At 69.8% G+C, this 15,881-nt stretch carries 11 protein-coding genes; 6 read left to right on the top strand and 5 right to left on the bottom strand.

Annotated features, from left to right (window positions below; genetic code table 11):
- Nucleotides 1–136: 136 nt before the first annotated feature.
- The 3 genes from L0H79_RS14035 to L0H79_RS14025 all read right to left on the bottom strand — a co-directional run bounded on the left by L0H79_RS14035 (nucleotide 137) and on the right by L0H79_RS14025 (nucleotide 6,445).
- Nucleotides 137–3,844 carry an NACHT domain-containing NTPase gene (locus L0H79_RS14035; protein WP_301485249.1) on the bottom strand — a complete coding sequence of 1,236 codons (3,708 nt, stop codon included), beginning with the start codon at nucleotides 3,842–3,844 and terminating at the stop codon, nucleotides 137–139.
- A 33-nt stretch (nucleotides 3,845–3,877) separates the two neighbouring features.
- The gene (locus L0H79_RS14030; RefSeq protein WP_301485248.1) at nucleotides 3,878–4,516 is read right to left on the bottom strand and encodes a hypothetical protein; all 639 of its coding nucleotides are present in this window, start codon (nucleotides 4,514–4,516) and stop codon (nucleotides 3,878–3,880) included.
- A gap of 282 nt (nucleotides 4,517–4,798) precedes the next feature.
- Nucleotides 4,799–6,445 carry an FAD-binding dehydrogenase gene (locus L0H79_RS14025; RefSeq protein WP_301485246.1) on the bottom strand — a complete coding sequence of 549 codons (1,647 nt, stop codon included), beginning with the start codon at nucleotides 6,443–6,445 and terminating at the stop codon, nucleotides 4,799–4,801.
- Between the two features lie 283 nt (nucleotides 6,446–6,728).
- Between L0H79_RS14025 and L0H79_RS14020 the strand changes: the two genes are divergently transcribed.
- The 3 genes from L0H79_RS14020 to L0H79_RS14010 are packed head-to-tail and all read left to right on the top strand — an operon-like array spanning nucleotide 6,729 to nucleotide 10,517.
- A complete protein-coding gene (locus L0H79_RS14020) occupies nucleotides 6,729–8,261 on the top strand; it encodes a M17 family metallopeptidase (RefSeq protein ID WP_301485245.1) in 1,533 nt (510 codons plus the stop codon).
- A complete protein-coding gene (locus tag L0H79_RS14015) occupies nucleotides 8,258–9,949 on the top strand; it encodes an AbgT family transporter (RefSeq protein ID WP_301485244.1) in 1,692 nt (563 codons plus the stop codon). Before L0H79_RS14020 ends, L0H79_RS14015 begins: the two co-directional genes overlap by 4 nt.
- A gap of 31 nt (nucleotides 9,950–9,980) precedes the next feature.
- Nucleotides 9,981–10,517: an SLC13 family permease gene (locus tag L0H79_RS14010; protein ID WP_301485243.1), complete on the top strand. Its 537-nt coding sequence runs from the start codon at nucleotides 9,981–9,983 to the stop codon at nucleotides 10,515–10,517.
- Here L0H79_RS14010 and L0H79_RS14005 read toward each other — a convergent pair.
- Complete coding sequence (locus L0H79_RS14005; RefSeq protein ID WP_301485242.1) at nucleotides 10,489–10,773, bottom strand: hypothetical protein; 285 nt, start codon at nucleotides 10,771–10,773, stop codon at nucleotides 10,489–10,491. The genes L0H79_RS14010 and L0H79_RS14005 overlap by 29 nt on opposite strands.
- On the opposite strand from L0H79_RS14005, the gene L0H79_RS14000 reads away from it, so the two are divergent.
- The 3 genes from L0H79_RS14000 (at nucleotide 10,772) to L0H79_RS13990 (ending at nucleotide 14,168) form a co-directional block, all read left to right on the top strand.
- Nucleotides 10,772–10,966, top strand: coding sequence for a hypothetical protein (locus L0H79_RS14000; protein ID WP_301485241.1), 195 nt, complete (start codon nucleotides 10,772–10,774; stop codon nucleotides 10,964–10,966). The genes L0H79_RS14005 and L0H79_RS14000 overlap by 2 nt on opposite strands.
- 203 nt (nucleotides 10,967–11,169) lie before the next feature.
- Nucleotides 11,170–12,960, top strand: coding sequence for a thiamine pyrophosphate-requiring protein (locus L0H79_RS13995; protein ID WP_301485240.1), 1,791 nt, complete (start codon nucleotides 11,170–11,172; stop codon nucleotides 12,958–12,960).
- Nucleotides 12,960–14,168: an enolase C-terminal domain-like protein gene (locus L0H79_RS13990; protein ID WP_301485239.1), complete on the top strand. Its 1,209-nt coding sequence runs from the start codon at nucleotides 12,960–12,962 to the stop codon at nucleotides 14,166–14,168. The genes L0H79_RS13995 and L0H79_RS13990 overlap by 1 nt, the downstream gene beginning before the upstream one ends.
- An 89-nt stretch (nucleotides 14,169–14,257) precedes the next feature.
- Here the strand turns inward: L0H79_RS13990 and L0H79_RS13985 are convergent, their stop codons facing one another.
- The gene (locus L0H79_RS13985) at nucleotides 14,258–15,634 is read right to left on the bottom strand and encodes an FAD-binding oxidoreductase (RefSeq protein ID WP_301485238.1); all 1,377 of its coding nucleotides are present in this window, start codon (nucleotides 15,632–15,634) and stop codon (nucleotides 14,258–14,260) included.
- Nucleotides 15,635–15,881 lie beyond the last annotated feature (247 nt).

Raw genomic sequence — 15,881 nt, 5'->3', positions numbered from 1 at the left:
AGTGCACTACTCCCGATCGACAGTGCACTACTCCCGATCGACAGTGCAGCACTTCGGATCGACAGTGCAGCACTTCGGATCGACAGTGCACTACTCCACGACAGCCTGGGTAGTGGAGCATTCGCGGCACACCGGGTCAGATGAGCCCACGATCCTCCTGCGCCCAGAGCTCGAGTGCGTCGTGCCACTGCTCCGGGGTGAGCGTCCGCCGGAGTGCCCGCGCTACTTCGCGTAGGACGAGCTGGTCGGGATGCGCCGTGCGCGCGAACTCGGCAACCGCGGCGGCATCGAGGCCCAGCTGAGTCAGCAGGCGTGTCTCCGCCGCCGACAGTGGACTCAGGATGCTCAGGCGCTTACCCAGACCCCGCAGTTCGAGCAGCAGCGCCCGGTGCCGGACGTCTTCTGGCAGCGACTCCAAAGGCTCCAGGTGTGCGAGTGCCCGGACGGCGTCGGCGTTGCCCCTCTCTGCGGCGTCGAGGATCGCCAGAGCGAGCTCGCGCCGCTCGTCGTCGGTGATTCCCAACGTGACCATCGAGCGGACCCATCTCTCGAGCACCTCGGCGCCCAGTCGTTCCGTGGACCTGATCCTGCGCAACAAGTGGCCTCGAACTACGGCGCACTGCTGCTGGTCGGGTGTCCGGCGTGCGATCCTCTCCGTGATGCTGGCAACGGTGTAGTCACTCCACTCGGTCGCCACGGCATCGACCAACGAGTCGGTGATCCGTTGGTCCTGAGCCGGCGTGTGGCCCAGCTGGTCCATCAGGCTCAGGAGGCCTTCGTCCACATGGCCGCGATCGAGACTGTCCCCGATCAGCGACTCGAGTAGGTCCTGCTCCTCGGCGCGGGAGAGCAGGCCCGGAAGGGTCCTGGACCACAGCGCGTAGTTCATCCTGCTCCCGGTGCGTGCCCGCAGTGCGAGCATCGCCCGGGCGCTCGCCGCGCGAACATCCCGGGCGGGATCGAGCACCGTGAGGGCCCGCCACAGCGACTCGGCATCGTCGAGGTCGTCCGCGGCCGAGATGCGTTCCGTGAGCAGCTCGATCACCCGCTCACGGTGGGTATCGGACAGTCCCCACTCCGCGAGGTCGTAGCTGAGGCTCGCGACGTCCGAGCCGGTCCACCCGCCAGCGCGGGTCAGGAGCGCGTCCACGACCCGGATCCATCCCTGGTCTTCCAGACCCAGCCTGCCGAAGGCTCCGATGGTGAGTCGCAAGGTGATGTCGAACTGGTCCGCGTCGGCGACCAGACCAAGCAGCGGGTCGAGGACGGCGCTCAGGCTTGCCGCCGTCGGCTGCAGCTCGGCGATCATCTTGATGAACGCCAGCGACCACACCCGGTCACCTTGGTGCCGGTGCATCCGCTCGAGCAGGTCGTCGACAGCCTGCTGGCGCTGCCCATCGTTCGCGCCGATCTCGGGGAGAGTCTGGACCAGCCATCCGATGACGTCGTCCGGCGTGTCCGGCAGCCGCGCCAGCAGATGGTCCGCAGTGGCTCTCGCGTCCTGCTGTCGTGGGTCGAGGGCCCGCAGATGCCGGCTCCATCGCTGCATGTCCTGGCCGATCCCGGGTCGCTCGATGCGCATCACGACATCGCGGACTGCCGCATCCCGGTCTGCATCCGTGGCGGCCGTGGCCAGGCGAGCGATGAGCTGTCCGGCCATATCGGTGTCCGGCCAGGGGCCGAGCGCGCAGAGCCGGATCAGCACCGAGCCGCTCGGCCCATCGGGTAGGAGCAGCTCGGTGAGCTTCAGTTGTCTGGCCTGCTCGTAGCTGCCGCTGACCGTTCGGCGCAGCATCAGGTCGATGGCCCGTGCCCGCTGCTGGTCGTCACCGTGTCGGCCAAGGGCCCGCACCAGCCCCGGGAGGTCCGTGAAGTACTTGTCGTCGTCATCGTCTTGTCCGACGCGCTCGGTGAGCCGGTTCACCAACGCCTCGACGCATGCCGAGAACGCGTGCCCGCGGGCGCCGAGCCGTTCGAGCACCTCCACGAGGTCCAGCAGGTGGTAGTCAGTACCCCACCGCTCGGGGTCCGCTGCGATGTCGTCGACTCGGTCCTTGACGGCGGAGCAGACCGTGTCAGGTACCGGCGCCCCCCGCAGCATCTCCAGCACGAGCGCATCCTCTGAGTTCGGGTGCTCCTCCAGGCGTCTCTCGAGGGCCTCGAACGTCTCCGCGCGCTCGGTGTCGTCGGGCCCCAACGAGACCAGGAGCCCGGCCGCGTCCGCTTTCCAGGACGACGCCCAGACGGATGCGTCCGGTTTCCCGCGTTGGAGCAGCCGGGCCAGTGCGGTGACGAGACGGCACCGGGTGTCCTCGTCCAGCCCGGCGCCGGCGACCCATTCGGATAATGGACGTGGTGCGTCGGTGAAGTCTCCTTTCGCGAACTTACGGAGGTGCTCCGGTTGGGGAAGCGCCCCGGGCCATCCTGCCCGAGAGGCCACGAGCCCGTGGGCGACGCCGTTGATGAGCTGCTGGCTCGCCGGGGCGGCCCATTGGTCGGGAGAGGTCACCTCGGACAGGGCTCTCAGGAGGCCCTGGAGCTCACCGAACCCGTCCCGACGCGCCAGGTGGGACTGGTCCGGGCTTACGTCGCCCTCGCCGGTGACGAGGCGGGCCAGGAGCTCGTCCCGGCCCGGGTGCAGTGCCAGTACCGAGGGGATGACGGGGTGCCACTCCGGGTCGAACCAGAGGTGCGGTTCCAGTCGAGCAGCCGCCTTGGCCGGCTTCTTGGCGGCGAGATGCTCGGCCAGCAGGTGCTCCCGGATCGCCCGGTGCATGAAACGCCGCTGCCGCTCGCTCCGGTCGGGATGATGCGGCACTTCGGGAGCGACGTTGGAGACGGCCGCCGCGACACGCTGCTCCCGGTCGGCCCGGTCGGTCACGACATCAGGCCATGCGCCCAGGCCTGACAACGTGTCGTCGACCGCGCCGGTGGAGGCCAGCACCTGCAGGGCCTTGCGAACTGCCTGGGGGACCCCGTGGACGGTGTGCCGGTCCGGGTGCCATCCGCCTCCGACGAGACGGGTCACGACTCGCTCGAACAGGGCCGGACCGCTGCTCGGCAGCGCTGTGGTCGTTCCCGCAAGCAGGCAGTAGAGGGTACAGAGCAGCGGTGTCGTGCTGGCCTCGGCGAGCTCAGGACGCGCGTCGAGGAGGTCGATCAGGGCGCGAGCGCGGCCCGGGTCGTGTCCCAGCAGCGACTCGATGACGCCGTGAACGTCCTGCGGGTACTGCAATGGTTGCAGTTCGGCCAGGCGGCGCAACCTCCGTGTCGAGCCCTCCGGCTCTGGGGTCAGCTCGAGCTGCCGACGCCACGAAGCCTTGCGCGAGGTGAGGATCACGCGCACGTCGCCTGCTGCTCTGCTCCGCACCAGACGGTCGACAAGCTCGTCATCGGCGAGTCCCTCGGCTTCGTCGAGCCCGTCCAGCACGACCACGAAGCGCCCTCGACGCACCTTGAGCCCGGCACGCACGACATCAGTGAGGTCCCCACGGTCCAGGGGCGCGCGCACCGCATCCACCGTCGCGTCGACCAGGGTGTCCCACGCGCCACCTCGGGCGGCGAGATCTGCACACCGCACGAACAGCGGCAGCTCGATCTCCTCGGTGGGGAGGTTGTCGCGCAGCTGGTCCAGGCTCGCGAAGGCTGCCCGGATCGCACAACGGCGGGCATACCAGGACTTCCCACTCCCCGGCTCCCCCAACACCACGAGTCGATCACATGCGTCCGCCAGCTCGTCGACGCCCCACAGCTCTTCGGACCGCTCCCGACCCGAGCCACCTTGCTGCTCGGCGTATCCGGTGTCGATCCACGCCCGGGCCTGCGACCACCGTCCGACCGCCATCACGCCGGAGACCTGGCCGCCTTCGCGGTGGGTTCACGGCTCGCGGTCGAGTTCGCCGAGCACCGCGTTCAGGTATCCGGCCAACGATGCCGAATCGAGAGGGCGTACCTCGTGGCCCGCCGAGGCAAGCCGATCCGACAGCTCGTCGACGCTTTGCTCCACCCGCCCCACGGCCCCGAGCAGCGTGTGACCCACCGCGAGGATCTCGCGGTGGATCGACAGGTCGAGGCCGGGCGGCGGTTGCGTGATGAGGCGCTGGTAGAAGATGTGAGTCGCCATGGCACACACCGCGCGCCCCTGAGGTGACAGACCCTGCTGGGGCACCGGGTCCCGATCGAGTACCTCCCGGGCGACTGTCTCTGGGACGAGGCCCCAGGCGGCGATCTCGTCCAGGGATGCGCCCCGCTGGCTGAGCACGTCGGCGGCGGCCTTCATTCCGAGCTCGATGTCGGCCTGGCCGTACGACGGGCCTTGCTGACGTGCCCAGGTCACGACGGCAGCGGCATACTCCTTCTGCCTCTTTCGGTCCCGCCGCCAGTCCTCGAGCTGTGCCTTCTCCTTGGCGAGGGCAGCATCGGCGAGCCCGACCACAACTGCGGAGCCGGGTATCAGAGCCTGCACGCCCGCGGCGGCGACCTTCGCCCCGAGCTCGACCCAGTTCCGTTCAGGCACGGCTCGGCCGCTGCCTTCGTCGCAACCTGACTGAGACCACGGCTCGTCCCCTCTCGCAGAGTGGCCGGCTCGCTGACCTTCGCGCCGGGGCCGCAAGGATCGCGACCGGATCCGCCTGGCGTTCTGTGACACCGGCTCTGTGAAACCGCCGTTCGAGCCTACACGGGGAGGTCGTGGAAAGTCGGATCGATCGGGGCGGACGGCGGGACGGCGGCACGACCCGCCCCGACACCGAGCGGCATACCAGCGGCACCTGCCATTCCCCGACCGAGTGCAAGCAGATCAGATCGTCGCGGCCGCGGCGCGGCCGGCGGTCCGGCCACCGAACAGGCAGCCACCGAGGAAGGTCCCCTCGAGCGAGTTGTACCCGTGCATCCCGCCGCCGCCGAAGCCGGCCACCTCGCCGGCCGCGAACAGGCCCGGGACCGGGTGCCCGTCAGCGCCGAGCACCCGCGCGGACAGGTCGGTCTCGAGGCCGCCGAGCGTCTTGCGGGTCAGGATGTGCAGCCGCACCGCGATGAGCGGCCCGGCGGCCGGATCGAGGATCCGATGCGGCGCCGCGACCCGGATCAGCTTGTCGCCGCGGAAGTTCCGGGTCTCGCGCAGCGCGGTGACCTGGGCGTCCTTGCCGAACGGGTTGTCCAGCTGTCGGTCGCGCTCCTCGAGCACCCGGCGCACGTCGGCCTCGTCGAGCAGCGGCTCGTCGGTGAGCAGGTTCATCCGGTGGACGAGCTCGTGCAGGGTCTCGGCGATCACGAAGTCGACGCCGTGTCGCTTGAACGCCTCGACCGGCGCCGGTGCCCCGGGCCGGACGCGCCCCAGCACCGCGCGGACGTCGCGACCGGTCAGGTCCGGGTTCTGCTCCGAGCCGGAGAGGGCGAACTCCTTCTCGATGATCCGCTGGGTCAGGACGAACCACGAGTGGTCGTACCCGGTCTGGCGCAGGTGCCGCAGCGTCCCCAGCGTGTCAAAACCCGGGAAGCACGGCGGGGGCAGCCGACGCCCGCGCGCGTCGAGCCAGATCGAGGACGGCCCGGGCAGGATCCGGATGCCGTGGCCGTCCCATACGGGGTCCCAGTTGACGATCCCCTCGGTGTAGTGCCACATCCGGTCGGGGTTGATGACCCTCCCACCGGCCGCCGCCGTGATGCCGAGCATCCGCCCGTCGACGTGCGCCGGGACGCCGGAGACCATGTGCTCGGGCGGGCTGCCCAGTCGCTGTGGCCAGTTCGCGCGGACCAGGTCATGGTTGCCGCCGATCCCACCCGAGGTGACGACGACAGCCTGTGCCGTGATCTCGAACTCGCCGACGACCTCCCGGTTGCTCGCGTGCCCCCGCTCCGCGTCGTCGGGCGCCAGGACGCTCCCGCGCACCCCCGTCATCGTGCCGTCACTGACGACCAGCTCGTCCACGCGGTGCCGGAACATCAGCCGCACTCGTCCGGCCAGCGCCGCCTCACGCACCCGACGCTCGAACGGCTCGAGCAGGCCGGGCCCGGTGCCCCACGTGATGTGGAATCGGGGCACCGAGTTGCCATGCCCACCGGCCCTCCCGTCTCCGCGCTCCGCCCACCCCACGACGGGGAAGAACCGGTGTCCCATGCCGTGCAGCCACGCGCGCTTCTCGCCGGCGGCGAAGTCGAGGTAGGCCCCCGCCCACCGCCTGGGCCAGTAGTCCTCGGCCCGGTCGAACTGCGCACTGCCCATCCAGTCCTGCGTCGCCAGCTCGAGCGAGTCACGGATGCCCATGCGGCGCTGTTCGGGGCTGTCGACGAGGAACAGCCCGCCGAAGCTCCAGAACGCCTGCCCGCCGAGGGACTGCTCGCCCTCCTGGTCGAGAAGCACGACCCGCTTGCCCGCGTCGGCGAGCTCCGCGGCGGCCACGAGACCGGCGAGGCCGGCCCCCACGACGACGACGTCGGTCTGCATGCGTGTCCTTACGTCCGTGGTGCGTTCCCTGCCTGCAGTATGCCGCCCACCTCCTCCCGACCGAGCCGTCTCGGCTAGCGCCGGATTGGGAGGATATGCAAGCAGGGCAGAGCAATCCCGACCTCCAGACGCGCCGCCGGCCACGCTCGGTAACGATTGAACAGGGCGCTCACTTCGGCTCGCCGGGCCGTCAGCCCTCCGATAGTCTGCCCTCATTCTCAGCCGGTTCGACCTGCTGAACTCCCGGACTGAGAGCCCGATCCAACCCGCCGGGAGGCACTCCATGGGTCTCGTGAAGATCGCCGACTTCGACCCTGTCCAGTCGCTGCAGTCCACCGCCGAGGTGACGGTGGGCGTCGAGCTTCCCGAGGGGGTCGACGCCATCGCCGTCCCGATCCGGGCGGGCTCGCCAGCCCCTGACTCGCTCGGCCTCGACGCCGACGCGCTCGCTGCGGCGGGCTTCGCCGGCAAGCGCGGGCAGACGCTCGTCGTGCCCGGCTCGGGCGGTCCCGTGCAGGTCGCCGTCGGGCTCGGCAGTCCTGAGACGGTCGACGCGACCCTGGTCCGTGACGCCGCGGCGAGCTTCGCCCGCGCGGTGCCGCAGCACACCGCCCTGGCCATGAACATTCCCGCCGGTCTCGCGATCGGCGCCGACGAGTTCGCCCAGGCTGCCGTCGAGGGGGCGCTGCTGGCCCGGTGGACCTTCTACCTCGGGGTTGCGCAGCAGCGCGGCGGCCTGGTGTCGCTGGCCCTCGTGGCATCCGATGCCGACCTGGACCGGGCCGGCGAGGGTGCCCGCCGCGGGAGGGTGCTCGCTCGGGCCGCCGCCCTGGCCCGCGACCTGGCGAACAGTCCCGCGGCCACGCTCACCGCGACCAGGATCGGCGAGATCGCCGAGCAGCTCGGCGCCGAGACCGGCCTGCAGGTCGAGGTGTTCGACAAGGACCAGCTCGTGCAGATGCAGTGTGGGGGCCTGCTCGGGGTCAACAGCGGCAGTGTCGAGCCGCCCCGGATGATCCGGCTGCGCTACGAGCCGGACGAGCCGACCGGCCGTCTCGCTCTGGTCGGCAAGGGCATCATGTACGACGCGGGTGGGATCAGCCTCAAGCCGAGCGACGAGTCGCACTCGCAGATGAAGAACGACATGACGGGTGCCGGCGCGGTGCTCGCGGCGATGACCGCCCTGCGTGACCTCGGCTGCCGCACCGCGGTCGTCGGCTACCTCATGTGCACCGACAACATGCCCTCGGGTTCCGCGCTGCGGCTCGGCGACGTGCTGAAGATGCGCAACGGCAAGACCGTCGAGGTGCTCAACACCGACGCCGAGGGTCGCCTCGTCATGGCGGACGCGCTCGTGCTGGCCACCGAGGAGCCGATCGACGCGGTGGTGAACATCGCCACGCTCACCGGCCAGTGCCTGCGCACCCTCGGCACGGAGGTGGCCGGTGTCATGGGCAACAACCCCGGCGTCGTGGCCCAGGCCGTGGCGGCCGGGGCCACGGTGGACGAGCCGCTCTGGGAGCTGCCGCTGCTGCGCTCCTACCGCACCCAGCTGGCCTCGACGGTGGCCGACATGACGAATATGGGTGGCCCCAACGCCGGCTCGATCACGGCGGCGCTGTTCCTCGAGGAGTTCGTCGACGGGCACCCGTGGGCCCACCTCGACATCGCCGGCACCGCCCAGGCTGCGGCCGATCGGACGTGGCGCAACAAGGGCGCGACCGGGACGGGGGCGCGCACCCTGATCGAGCTGGCCCTGCGGTTCAGCAAGCCCGCGGCCGACACCGCCACTCCCGACGGGGCGATCCGGTCATGAGCGAGCCGGCCGACGTCGACGCGGCCGGTACCGGCGCCGGCGCTGCCACCGATGTCGCGGACGAGGGCAAGGGCGGTCTGCTCGGCTGGATCGAGCGGGTCGGCAACAAGGTGCCGCACCCGGCGCTGATCTTCCTCGGGCTGATCCTGCTCGTCATCATCGCCTCGCACATCCTCTACATGACCGGTGCGAGCGTCACCACGCAGGTCGCCGTGCCCGACGACATCACGATCCAGCCGGACTACGAGCAGGGCTCGATGTACCCCGGGCAGAGCCCGTACTACCCGGACCCGATACCCGACTACCATGTCGAGACCGAGACGATCCCGGCCCAGAGCCTGTTGACCGGTGACGGGATCCGGTTCATCTTCACCACGGCGGTGCAGAACTTCAACGACTTCGGCGTCGTCGCCGTCATCCTCGTGGCCATGATCGGTGTCGGGGTGGCCGAGGAGGCCGGCCTGATCGCCGCGCTCATCCGCAAGATGGTCCAGGTCGCCCCGAAGGGTGCGATCACGTTCATCATCGTCCTGCTCGGCGGCATCTCCTCGGTGGCCTCCGACGCCGGCTATCTCGTGCTCGTCCCGCTCGGTGCGGCAGCCTTCGTCTCCTTGGGCCGCCATCCGATCGTCGGGGTCGCGGCCGCCTATGCCGGTGTCAGCGCGTCGTTCTTCGTCAACATCCTCATCACCCCGGCCGACGGGATCATCACCGAGGTCACGAACGAGACCTTGGCGGGCGTGGCCCCCGGGGTCAACCTCAACGTCACGCACAACCTCTGGTTCTCGATCGGGTCGACGTTCTTCACAGCGATCGTCATGACGATCCTCACGGAGCGGTACATCGAGCCGCGGATGGGCAAATGGAACCCGGCCGACCGGGACCCGGAGGCCCCGGCCGACCACGTGCCCGACGCGAGCGAGCTGAGCCACGAGGCCAGGGGCCTGCGCCTGTCGGTCATCTACATGCTCGTCGTCGCCGTCGTCATCGGCCTGCTGACCTTCCTGCCGGGCGCGCCGCTGCGCAACCCGGAGACCGGCGAGATCTTCGGGTCCTCCCCGTTCATGAGCAGCCTGCTGTTCATCATCTCGATGCTCTTCCTCGCCGCCGGCCTCGGCTACGGCAAGGGAGCCGGCACCCTGCAGGGCAGCACCGCGGTGATCAACGCGATCGTCAAGACCTTCAGCGGGCTCGGCGGGCTGATCTTCCTCATGCTGCTCATCGCCCAGTTCATCGCGTACTTCAACTACTCGAACATCTCGCGCCTGGCCGCGACCGGGCTGGCCGACTTGCTCGGCGACCTCGGCATCGGGGCCTTGCCCCTGCTGCTCGGGTTCATCGTGCTGACCTTCGTGATCGACATCATCATGCCGGGAGTCATCCCGAAGTGGGCGATCATGGCGCCGATCTTCGTCCCACTCTTCTACAACCTCGGCATCGCCCCGCAGACGGTGATCGCCGCCTACCGGGTCGGGGACGGGCCGGCGAACGTCATCACACCGCTGATGGTCTACCTGCCGTTCATCATCCTGGTCTGCCAGCGGTACCGGCGCGACTCCGGTATGGGGACGGTCGTCGCGGTGATGCTGCCCTACACCGTCGTCGTGTTCGTGACGTGGGTCGTCTTCTTCGTCGTCTGGTACCTGATCGCGATCCCGCTCGGCCCGGGCGCGCCGGTCCATCTGTAGCCGGCGCGCCGCGTCGGCGGTGCTGGTGGTGATGCAACCAGTACCGAGCCGCGGGCAGCTCGCCCGGGAGGGGTCTTCGTGGACGACGCGTCGGTCGGCCTGCTCGTGCGTCATCCTCATCGCGTCGCTGTTCATCGTCAGCGAGGGCATCGACTCGGCGGGAGTGACGACGTGGGTCGGCCAGTGGGTCATCGCCCACGCCGGCCAGACCCGGAGCCGACTGATCGTCGCGATCGGCCTGATCGCAGCGGTGCTCAGCGCCACGATCACGCTCAACGGGTCGGTCGCGGCGCTCCTGCCGCTCGTGGTGATGCTCGCCGTGCGGATCGGCGAGCCGCCGAGCCGGATGCTCATGCCGCTGTCGTTCATCGGCGGCGCCGGCGCGCTGTTGATGCTGCCCGGCAGCCCGGTCAACATCATCGTGTCCGACGCAGCGGCCGACGCAGGAGAGGGACAGTTCGCGTTCTTCGAGCCCCGCCTCCCCTCTCGTCGGCATCGGGTTGCAGGCCCTGGACCTCTCGCCCTATCCCGGCCTCCTCTCACGGCGCCCAGGCGCCCGGGAGCGTGAGCCATCTGGGGCGGCCCCTCGCCGCGAACGACATCCTCGTCGCGTCCGGCGACCGCACGGAGATCAGCCAGTGACCCGGGCGGGCGGGTTGCTGATCCTGTCGGTGCAGCGGGGCGGCTCGCACCTGACTCGTCCTCGCACCGAGATCCAGCCCGGTGACGCGTTGCTGCTGCACGGCACGTGGGACGCCCTGGAGCATCTCGACGAGGACCGTGACGGCCGCGCCGCTGAGCCCGATCTCGACGCCGGGGAACATGATGATCGTGGCCCCGGGCGGCTACCGCTTCGGCGACTACTGGAAGCTCGGCCTGCCCGTCATGGCCTGGTGGCTGGCCTGTGCCGTCCAGATCATCCCGATCTTCTGGCGCTTCCACCCCCGATCGGGACTCCTGCCTGCGCCAACGCGCGGAGCGACGGGGGACCGGCCCTGTTGTGAGGGTCGCCGCTGATACCCAGAACGGGGACGCTGGGTGAGGAATGCCGCGACGACTCATGCTTCGAGGACGGCTGGGTATGGCCATGGCCATGGGCATCAAGAGGAACGATCGCGGCGAAGGTGTCGTGCCGCCCGCCCCATCCTGTCGGTCGCCGCACGGCGGACCGGCTCATCACCACGGCGCGCCACATGGTGAGCCGAGAAGGAGGAAGTCTCATGTCTGAGACGGTTGCCGACCAGATGCTGTCCCGCCTGCGGGAGTGGGGAGTCGATCGGGTCTTCGGATTCCCAGGCGACGGTATCAACGGCCTGCTCGCCGCATGGGGTCGTGCCGACGACGATCCGGTCTTCATCCAGGCCCGGCACGAGGAGATGGCCGCCTTCGAGGCGGTCGGCTACGCGAAGTTCTCCGGGAAGGTGGGAATCTGCACGGCGACATCGGGGCCGGGTGCGGTCCACCTGCTCAACGGCCTGTATGACGCGAAGCTCGACCACGTGCCCGTCGTGGCCATCGTGGGCCAGACCGCGCGCTCCGCGATGGGCGGCTCCTACCAGCAGGAGGTCGACCTCCAGACGCTCTACAAGGACGTCGCCGGCGCGTATGTCGTCACGGTGACCGTCCCGGAGCAGCTGCCGAACGTCATCGACCGGGCGATCCGGGTGGCCCAGTCCGAGCGGTGCCCGACGGCGGTCATCGTGCACAGCGACGTCTTCGAGCTCGAGTACACGGCGCCATCCCACGCGTTCAAGATGGTGCCCTCGTCGATCGGGACCCAGTGGCCCGAGGTGCTGCCCGACGACAGCGCCATACAGCGTGCTGCGGCGATCCTCAACGAGGGCGAGAGGGTCGCGATCCTCGCCGGACAGGGCTCGCGTGGCGCCCGCAGCGTCCTGCTCGAGGTCGCCGAACGGCTGGGGGCCGGGATCGCCAAGCCGCTCCTGGGTAAGGACGCCGTCCCAGACACCGTGCCCTTCGTCACCGGCTCGATCGGACTGCTGGGCACCCGTCCCAGCTATGAGCTGATGATGGACTGCGACACGCTCCTCATCGTCGGGTCGAACTTCCCGTACAGCCAGTTCCTGCCGGAGTTCGGCCAGGCCAGGGCGATCCAGATCGACATCGACGGGAGCTTCATCGGGATGCGATACCCGACGGAGCTGAACATCGTCGCCGACGCTGAGTCCGCCCTGCGTGCCCTGCTGCCGAACCTGCAGGAGAAGACCGACCGGTCGTGGCGGCAGACGATCGAGGACAACGTCGCCCGCTGGTGGGAGACCATGGAGATGGAGGCGATGGTCGAGGCCGACCCGGTCAACCCGATGCGGCTCTTCCACGAGCTGTCGACCCGGCTGCCCGACAACGCGATCATCAGCGCCGACTCAGGCAGTGCGGCGAACTGGTACGCGCGCCAGCTGCGCTTCACCGACGGAGTCCGGGGGAGTCTCTCGGGGACCTTGGCGACCATGGGGCCGGGTGTGCCCTACGGCATCGGGGCCAAGTTCGCCCACCCCGACCGACCCGCAATCGTCTTCGCCGGCGACGGTGCGATGCAGATGAACGGCATGGCCGAGCTCATCACGGTCAAGCACTACTGGCAACAGTGGTCCGACCCGCGGCTCATCGTCGCCGTGCTGCACAACAACGACCTCAACCAGGTCACGTGGGAGATGCGCGCGATGAACGGTGCTCCGCAGTTCCTGCCGTCCCAGCACCTGCCCGATGTCGACTACGCGGCCTTCGCCGCTAGCCTCGGCCTGGCAGCGACGACGATCACCGACCCCGGCCAGCTCGGCACTGCCTGGGATGCGGCGCTCGCCGCGGACCGCCCCACGGTCCTCGACGTGCACACTGACCCGAGCGTGCCGCCCATCCCACCGCACGCGACCTTCGAACAGGCCAAGGACATGCTCGAGGCGCTGATCAAGGGTGATGTCGACCGGTGGAGCATCATCAAGGAGGGCATCGCGACGAAGGCGCAGGAGTTCCTGCCGCACCGGGGCTCCTGATGCCCCATCGAAGCGACACTTCGCCGGGTCGAGCGGACACTTCACCGGATCGAAGGGACACGTCGCTCGATGGAGAGCACAGTCCCGCCGTCGTTGCCGCGACGAGCGCCCGGATCGAACATCTCACGTGCCGGGTCCTGACGATCCCGACCGACGCGCCGGAGGCCGACGGGACCATCGCGTGGGACTCCACGACGATGGTCCTCGTGGCCGCTCGCTCCGGCGAGAAGACGGGCATCGGCTGGACGTACGGTCCGTCCGCGTGTGCCGCGATCATCAGGGGCCTCTACGCACCGCTTGTGGTGGGCTCGGATGCCATGTCAGTCCCGCGCACCTGGGGACGGCTGGTCAAGGCGAGCCGCAACGACACCCGTCCCGGCGTCGTCGGCTACGCGCTGAGCGCCGTCGACACGGCCCTGTGGGACCTCAAGGCCCGGCTGCTCGGGGTCTCCCTCGCCGACCTCTTCGGTCGGGTGCGCGACGACGTGCCGGTCTACGGCAGCGGCGGCTTCACGACCTACGATGACGCCCGCACCGCCGAGCAGCTGGCCCACTGGGCCATCGAGCAGCGGATCCCTCGCGTCAAGATCAAGATCGGGGAGTCGTGGGGTAATCGGATGGAGCGTGACGTACACCGCATCCAGTTGGCCCGCAAGGTGATCGGCGAGGACACCCAGTTGTTCGTCGACGCCAACGGCGGGTATACGGCCAAGCAGGCGATCCGTCTCATGAGGGATGTCCGCGATGCCCGCGTGACCTGGTTCGAGGAGCCGGTCTCCTCGGACGACCTCCACGGTCTGGCCCTGGTCCGCGGCATGGTCGAGGCCGACGTGGCCGCAGGGGAGTACGGCAGCGACGTCGGCTACTTCGAGCGAATGTGCGCTGCCGGCGCGGTCGACTGCCTCCAGGTCGACGCGACCCGAGCCGGTGGCTACACCGCGTGGCTCCAGGCAATCGGAGTCGCGGCTGGGCACGGGCTGCAGGTATCGGGACACTGTGCCCCAAACGTGCATGCGCCCGTTGCGGCCGCCACGGCGAACCTGCGGCATCTCGAGTGGTTCCACGATCACGTGCGGATCGAGGCGATGCTCTTCGAGGGCGCCCTCGACCCCACGGGCGGTGCGATCACACCGGATCCATTGCGTCCCGGCAACGGACTGACGCTCCGTGAGGACGTCGCCGCCCACTACGACGCGGAAGGGGCCTGAGCCACAGCAGAACCAGAGCTACCTACCCCACGGCGGTCAAGATCGCCATCCTCGTGGATTCGGGTCAGACAGACCAGTGACCAGCCATGTCAGTCGAGACGATGGTTGGCGACCATGACGTCGTCGGGGTCGTAGGCCGCCCGTACCGCCCGGAGCAGGTCGAGCCGGTCCTCGTCGAAGGCGGTGCCGGCAGGCACGCGTGACTCGGCGAAGCCGAGGTAGTTCTGCCTGGTCGACCACGGGCGCAGCGCATCGACGAGCCCATGAGTCGCGGCGTGGCTCGCGGCTGTCCGCTCCGGGGTTGCGGCGACGCCCACCGACATGAAGGCGTAGTGGCCCTCGAGATGGCTGAGGGCCCCACCGTCGATCGCCGGGCGGCCGACGGCGCCACCGAGCTGTCGCAGCTCGGCCGTGATGAGCCCACTATGCGGACCCACCCCCGCACGCTCGACGAACGCATCGATGCCGGCCCGGCCAAGCTGACCGAGGACGGCCGAGCTGCCCACCGAAGGCGTCGGGCCCACCGGGTCCATGTGCAGGCGGGCCAGGGCCGGTGCCGGCAGGCGCCCGAAGGTGTCGATCTCGGGCCGGAGCGCGCGAAGGGCACGCAGGATCTCGCTGCCGCGCTCGTCGCTGCCCAGGACCGCGCCGTCGATGACGACAAGGGATCGACCCCGCAGCGGCTCCGGGATCTGCGGCAGCGGCGGCACGTTGAGGATCCGGAACGAGGTCGTGACCTCATCCGGGGCCTGCGCCGCCCACTCCTCGTAGCGCTCGAGCACCTCGATAGCCCGTGCTACGTCCCAGACGAGCCACCCGGCATACGTGCTGTCGATGGGGTGCAGCCGGAACTCGAGAGCGGTGACGACCCCGAAGTTCCCACCGGCGCCGCGCAGTGCCCAGAAGAGGTCCGAGTTCTCGTGCTGGTCGGCTCGGATCAGGTCGCCGTCAGTCGTGACCATGACGACCGCGGTGAGGCTGTTCGCCTGCATCCCGAGCTGGCGCGCGTACCACCCGAGCCCCCCGCCCAGCGAGTAGCCGGCGACACCGACATCGGGCGAGCTGCCGTGCAGTGCCGCGAGTCCGTGGGCACCCGCCGCGGCGACGACCGGTGCCCAGATGGAGCCGCCCCCGACTCGGGCAACCCGTCGCTCGGGGTCGATCGAGACCCCGTCGAGGGCGCCGGTGCGCACGATCATGACGTCGCTGAGGTCCTGCGCGGCCAACGGCCCGGCGTTGTGGCCGGTCGACTGGGCGGCGACCCGCAGGCCTGCGCGCCGAGCGGAGCGAACGGCTGCGGCGACATCGCGAGTGGTTCTCGGCTCGGCGACGGCGGCGGGACGCTGGTCCACTGCGAGGTTCCACGACGTACGGGCACTGTCGAACCCGGGGTCGCCGGGCAGGTGGACGACTCCGCTCCCGGCGATCAGGGTGATGACCCGGCGGGCGCTGGTGTCGACCGACATGGCGGACCTCCTCGGGGTTGCCTGTCTGGCTGACAGTGACCCGGCTGGGCCACCGTGATACATCGCCCCGAGCCCAGCCCGGATGCCGCTCACCCACGCCCCGCTGCCCGCCGCGCTCCTGCCCGCCTGGCCAGTCCGCCGCCACGTGGGGTGGGCGCCAACGCCCCGTCGGGCGGGCTGTGCCGGGACTCAGGTGGTCGGAGGAACCGCGACGATGGCGAGCACGTTGATCGCGGCGATCGCCATT

Source organism: Intrasporangium sp., from assembly GCF_030452765.1.
Classification (GTDB): Bacteria; Actinomycetota; Actinomycetes; order Actinomycetales; family Dermatophilaceae; genus Intrasporangium_A.
The sequence above is the reverse complement of the archived record's forward strand: the minus strand, read 5'-3'. Positions and strand labels throughout refer to the sequence as shown.

Bases quoted from the DNA above. Each gene is read 5' to 3' on its own strand.
- L0H79_RS14010 (WP_301485243.1), top strand. From the start codon at position 9,981: ATGCAACCAGTACCGAGCCGCGGGCAGCTCGCCCGGGAGGGGTCTTCG.
- L0H79_RS14025 (WP_301485246.1), bottom strand. From the start codon at position 6,445: ATGCAGACCGACGTCGTCGTCGTGGGGGCCGGCCTCGCCGGTCTCGTG.
- L0H79_RS13995 (WP_301485240.1), top strand. From the start codon at position 11,170: ATGTCTGAGACGGTTGCCGACCAGATGCTGTCCCGCCTGCGGGAGTGG.
- L0H79_RS13985 (WP_301485238.1), bottom strand. From the start codon at position 15,634: ATGTCGGTCGACACCAGCGCCCGCCGGGTCATCACCCTGATCGCCGGG.
- L0H79_RS14005 (WP_301485242.1), bottom strand. From the start codon at position 10,773: ATGTTCCCCGGCGTCGAGATCGGGCTCAGCGGCGCGGCCGTCACGGTC.
- L0H79_RS14000 (WP_301485241.1), top strand. From the start codon at position 10,772: ATGATGATCGTGGCCCCGGGCGGCTACCGCTTCGGCGACTACTGGAAG.
- L0H79_RS13990 (WP_301485239.1), top strand. From the start codon at position 12,960: ATGCCCCATCGAAGCGACACTTCGCCGGGTCGAGCGGACACTTCACCG.
- L0H79_RS14035 (WP_301485249.1), bottom strand. From the start codon at position 3,844: ATGGCGGTCGGACGGTGGTCGCAGGCCCGGGCGTGGATCGACACCGGA.
- L0H79_RS14015 (WP_301485244.1), top strand. From the start codon at position 8,258: ATGAGCGAGCCGGCCGACGTCGACGCGGCCGGTACCGGCGCCGGCGCT.
- L0H79_RS14020 (WP_301485245.1), top strand. From the start codon at position 6,729: ATGGGTCTCGTGAAGATCGCCGACTTCGACCCTGTCCAGTCGCTGCAG.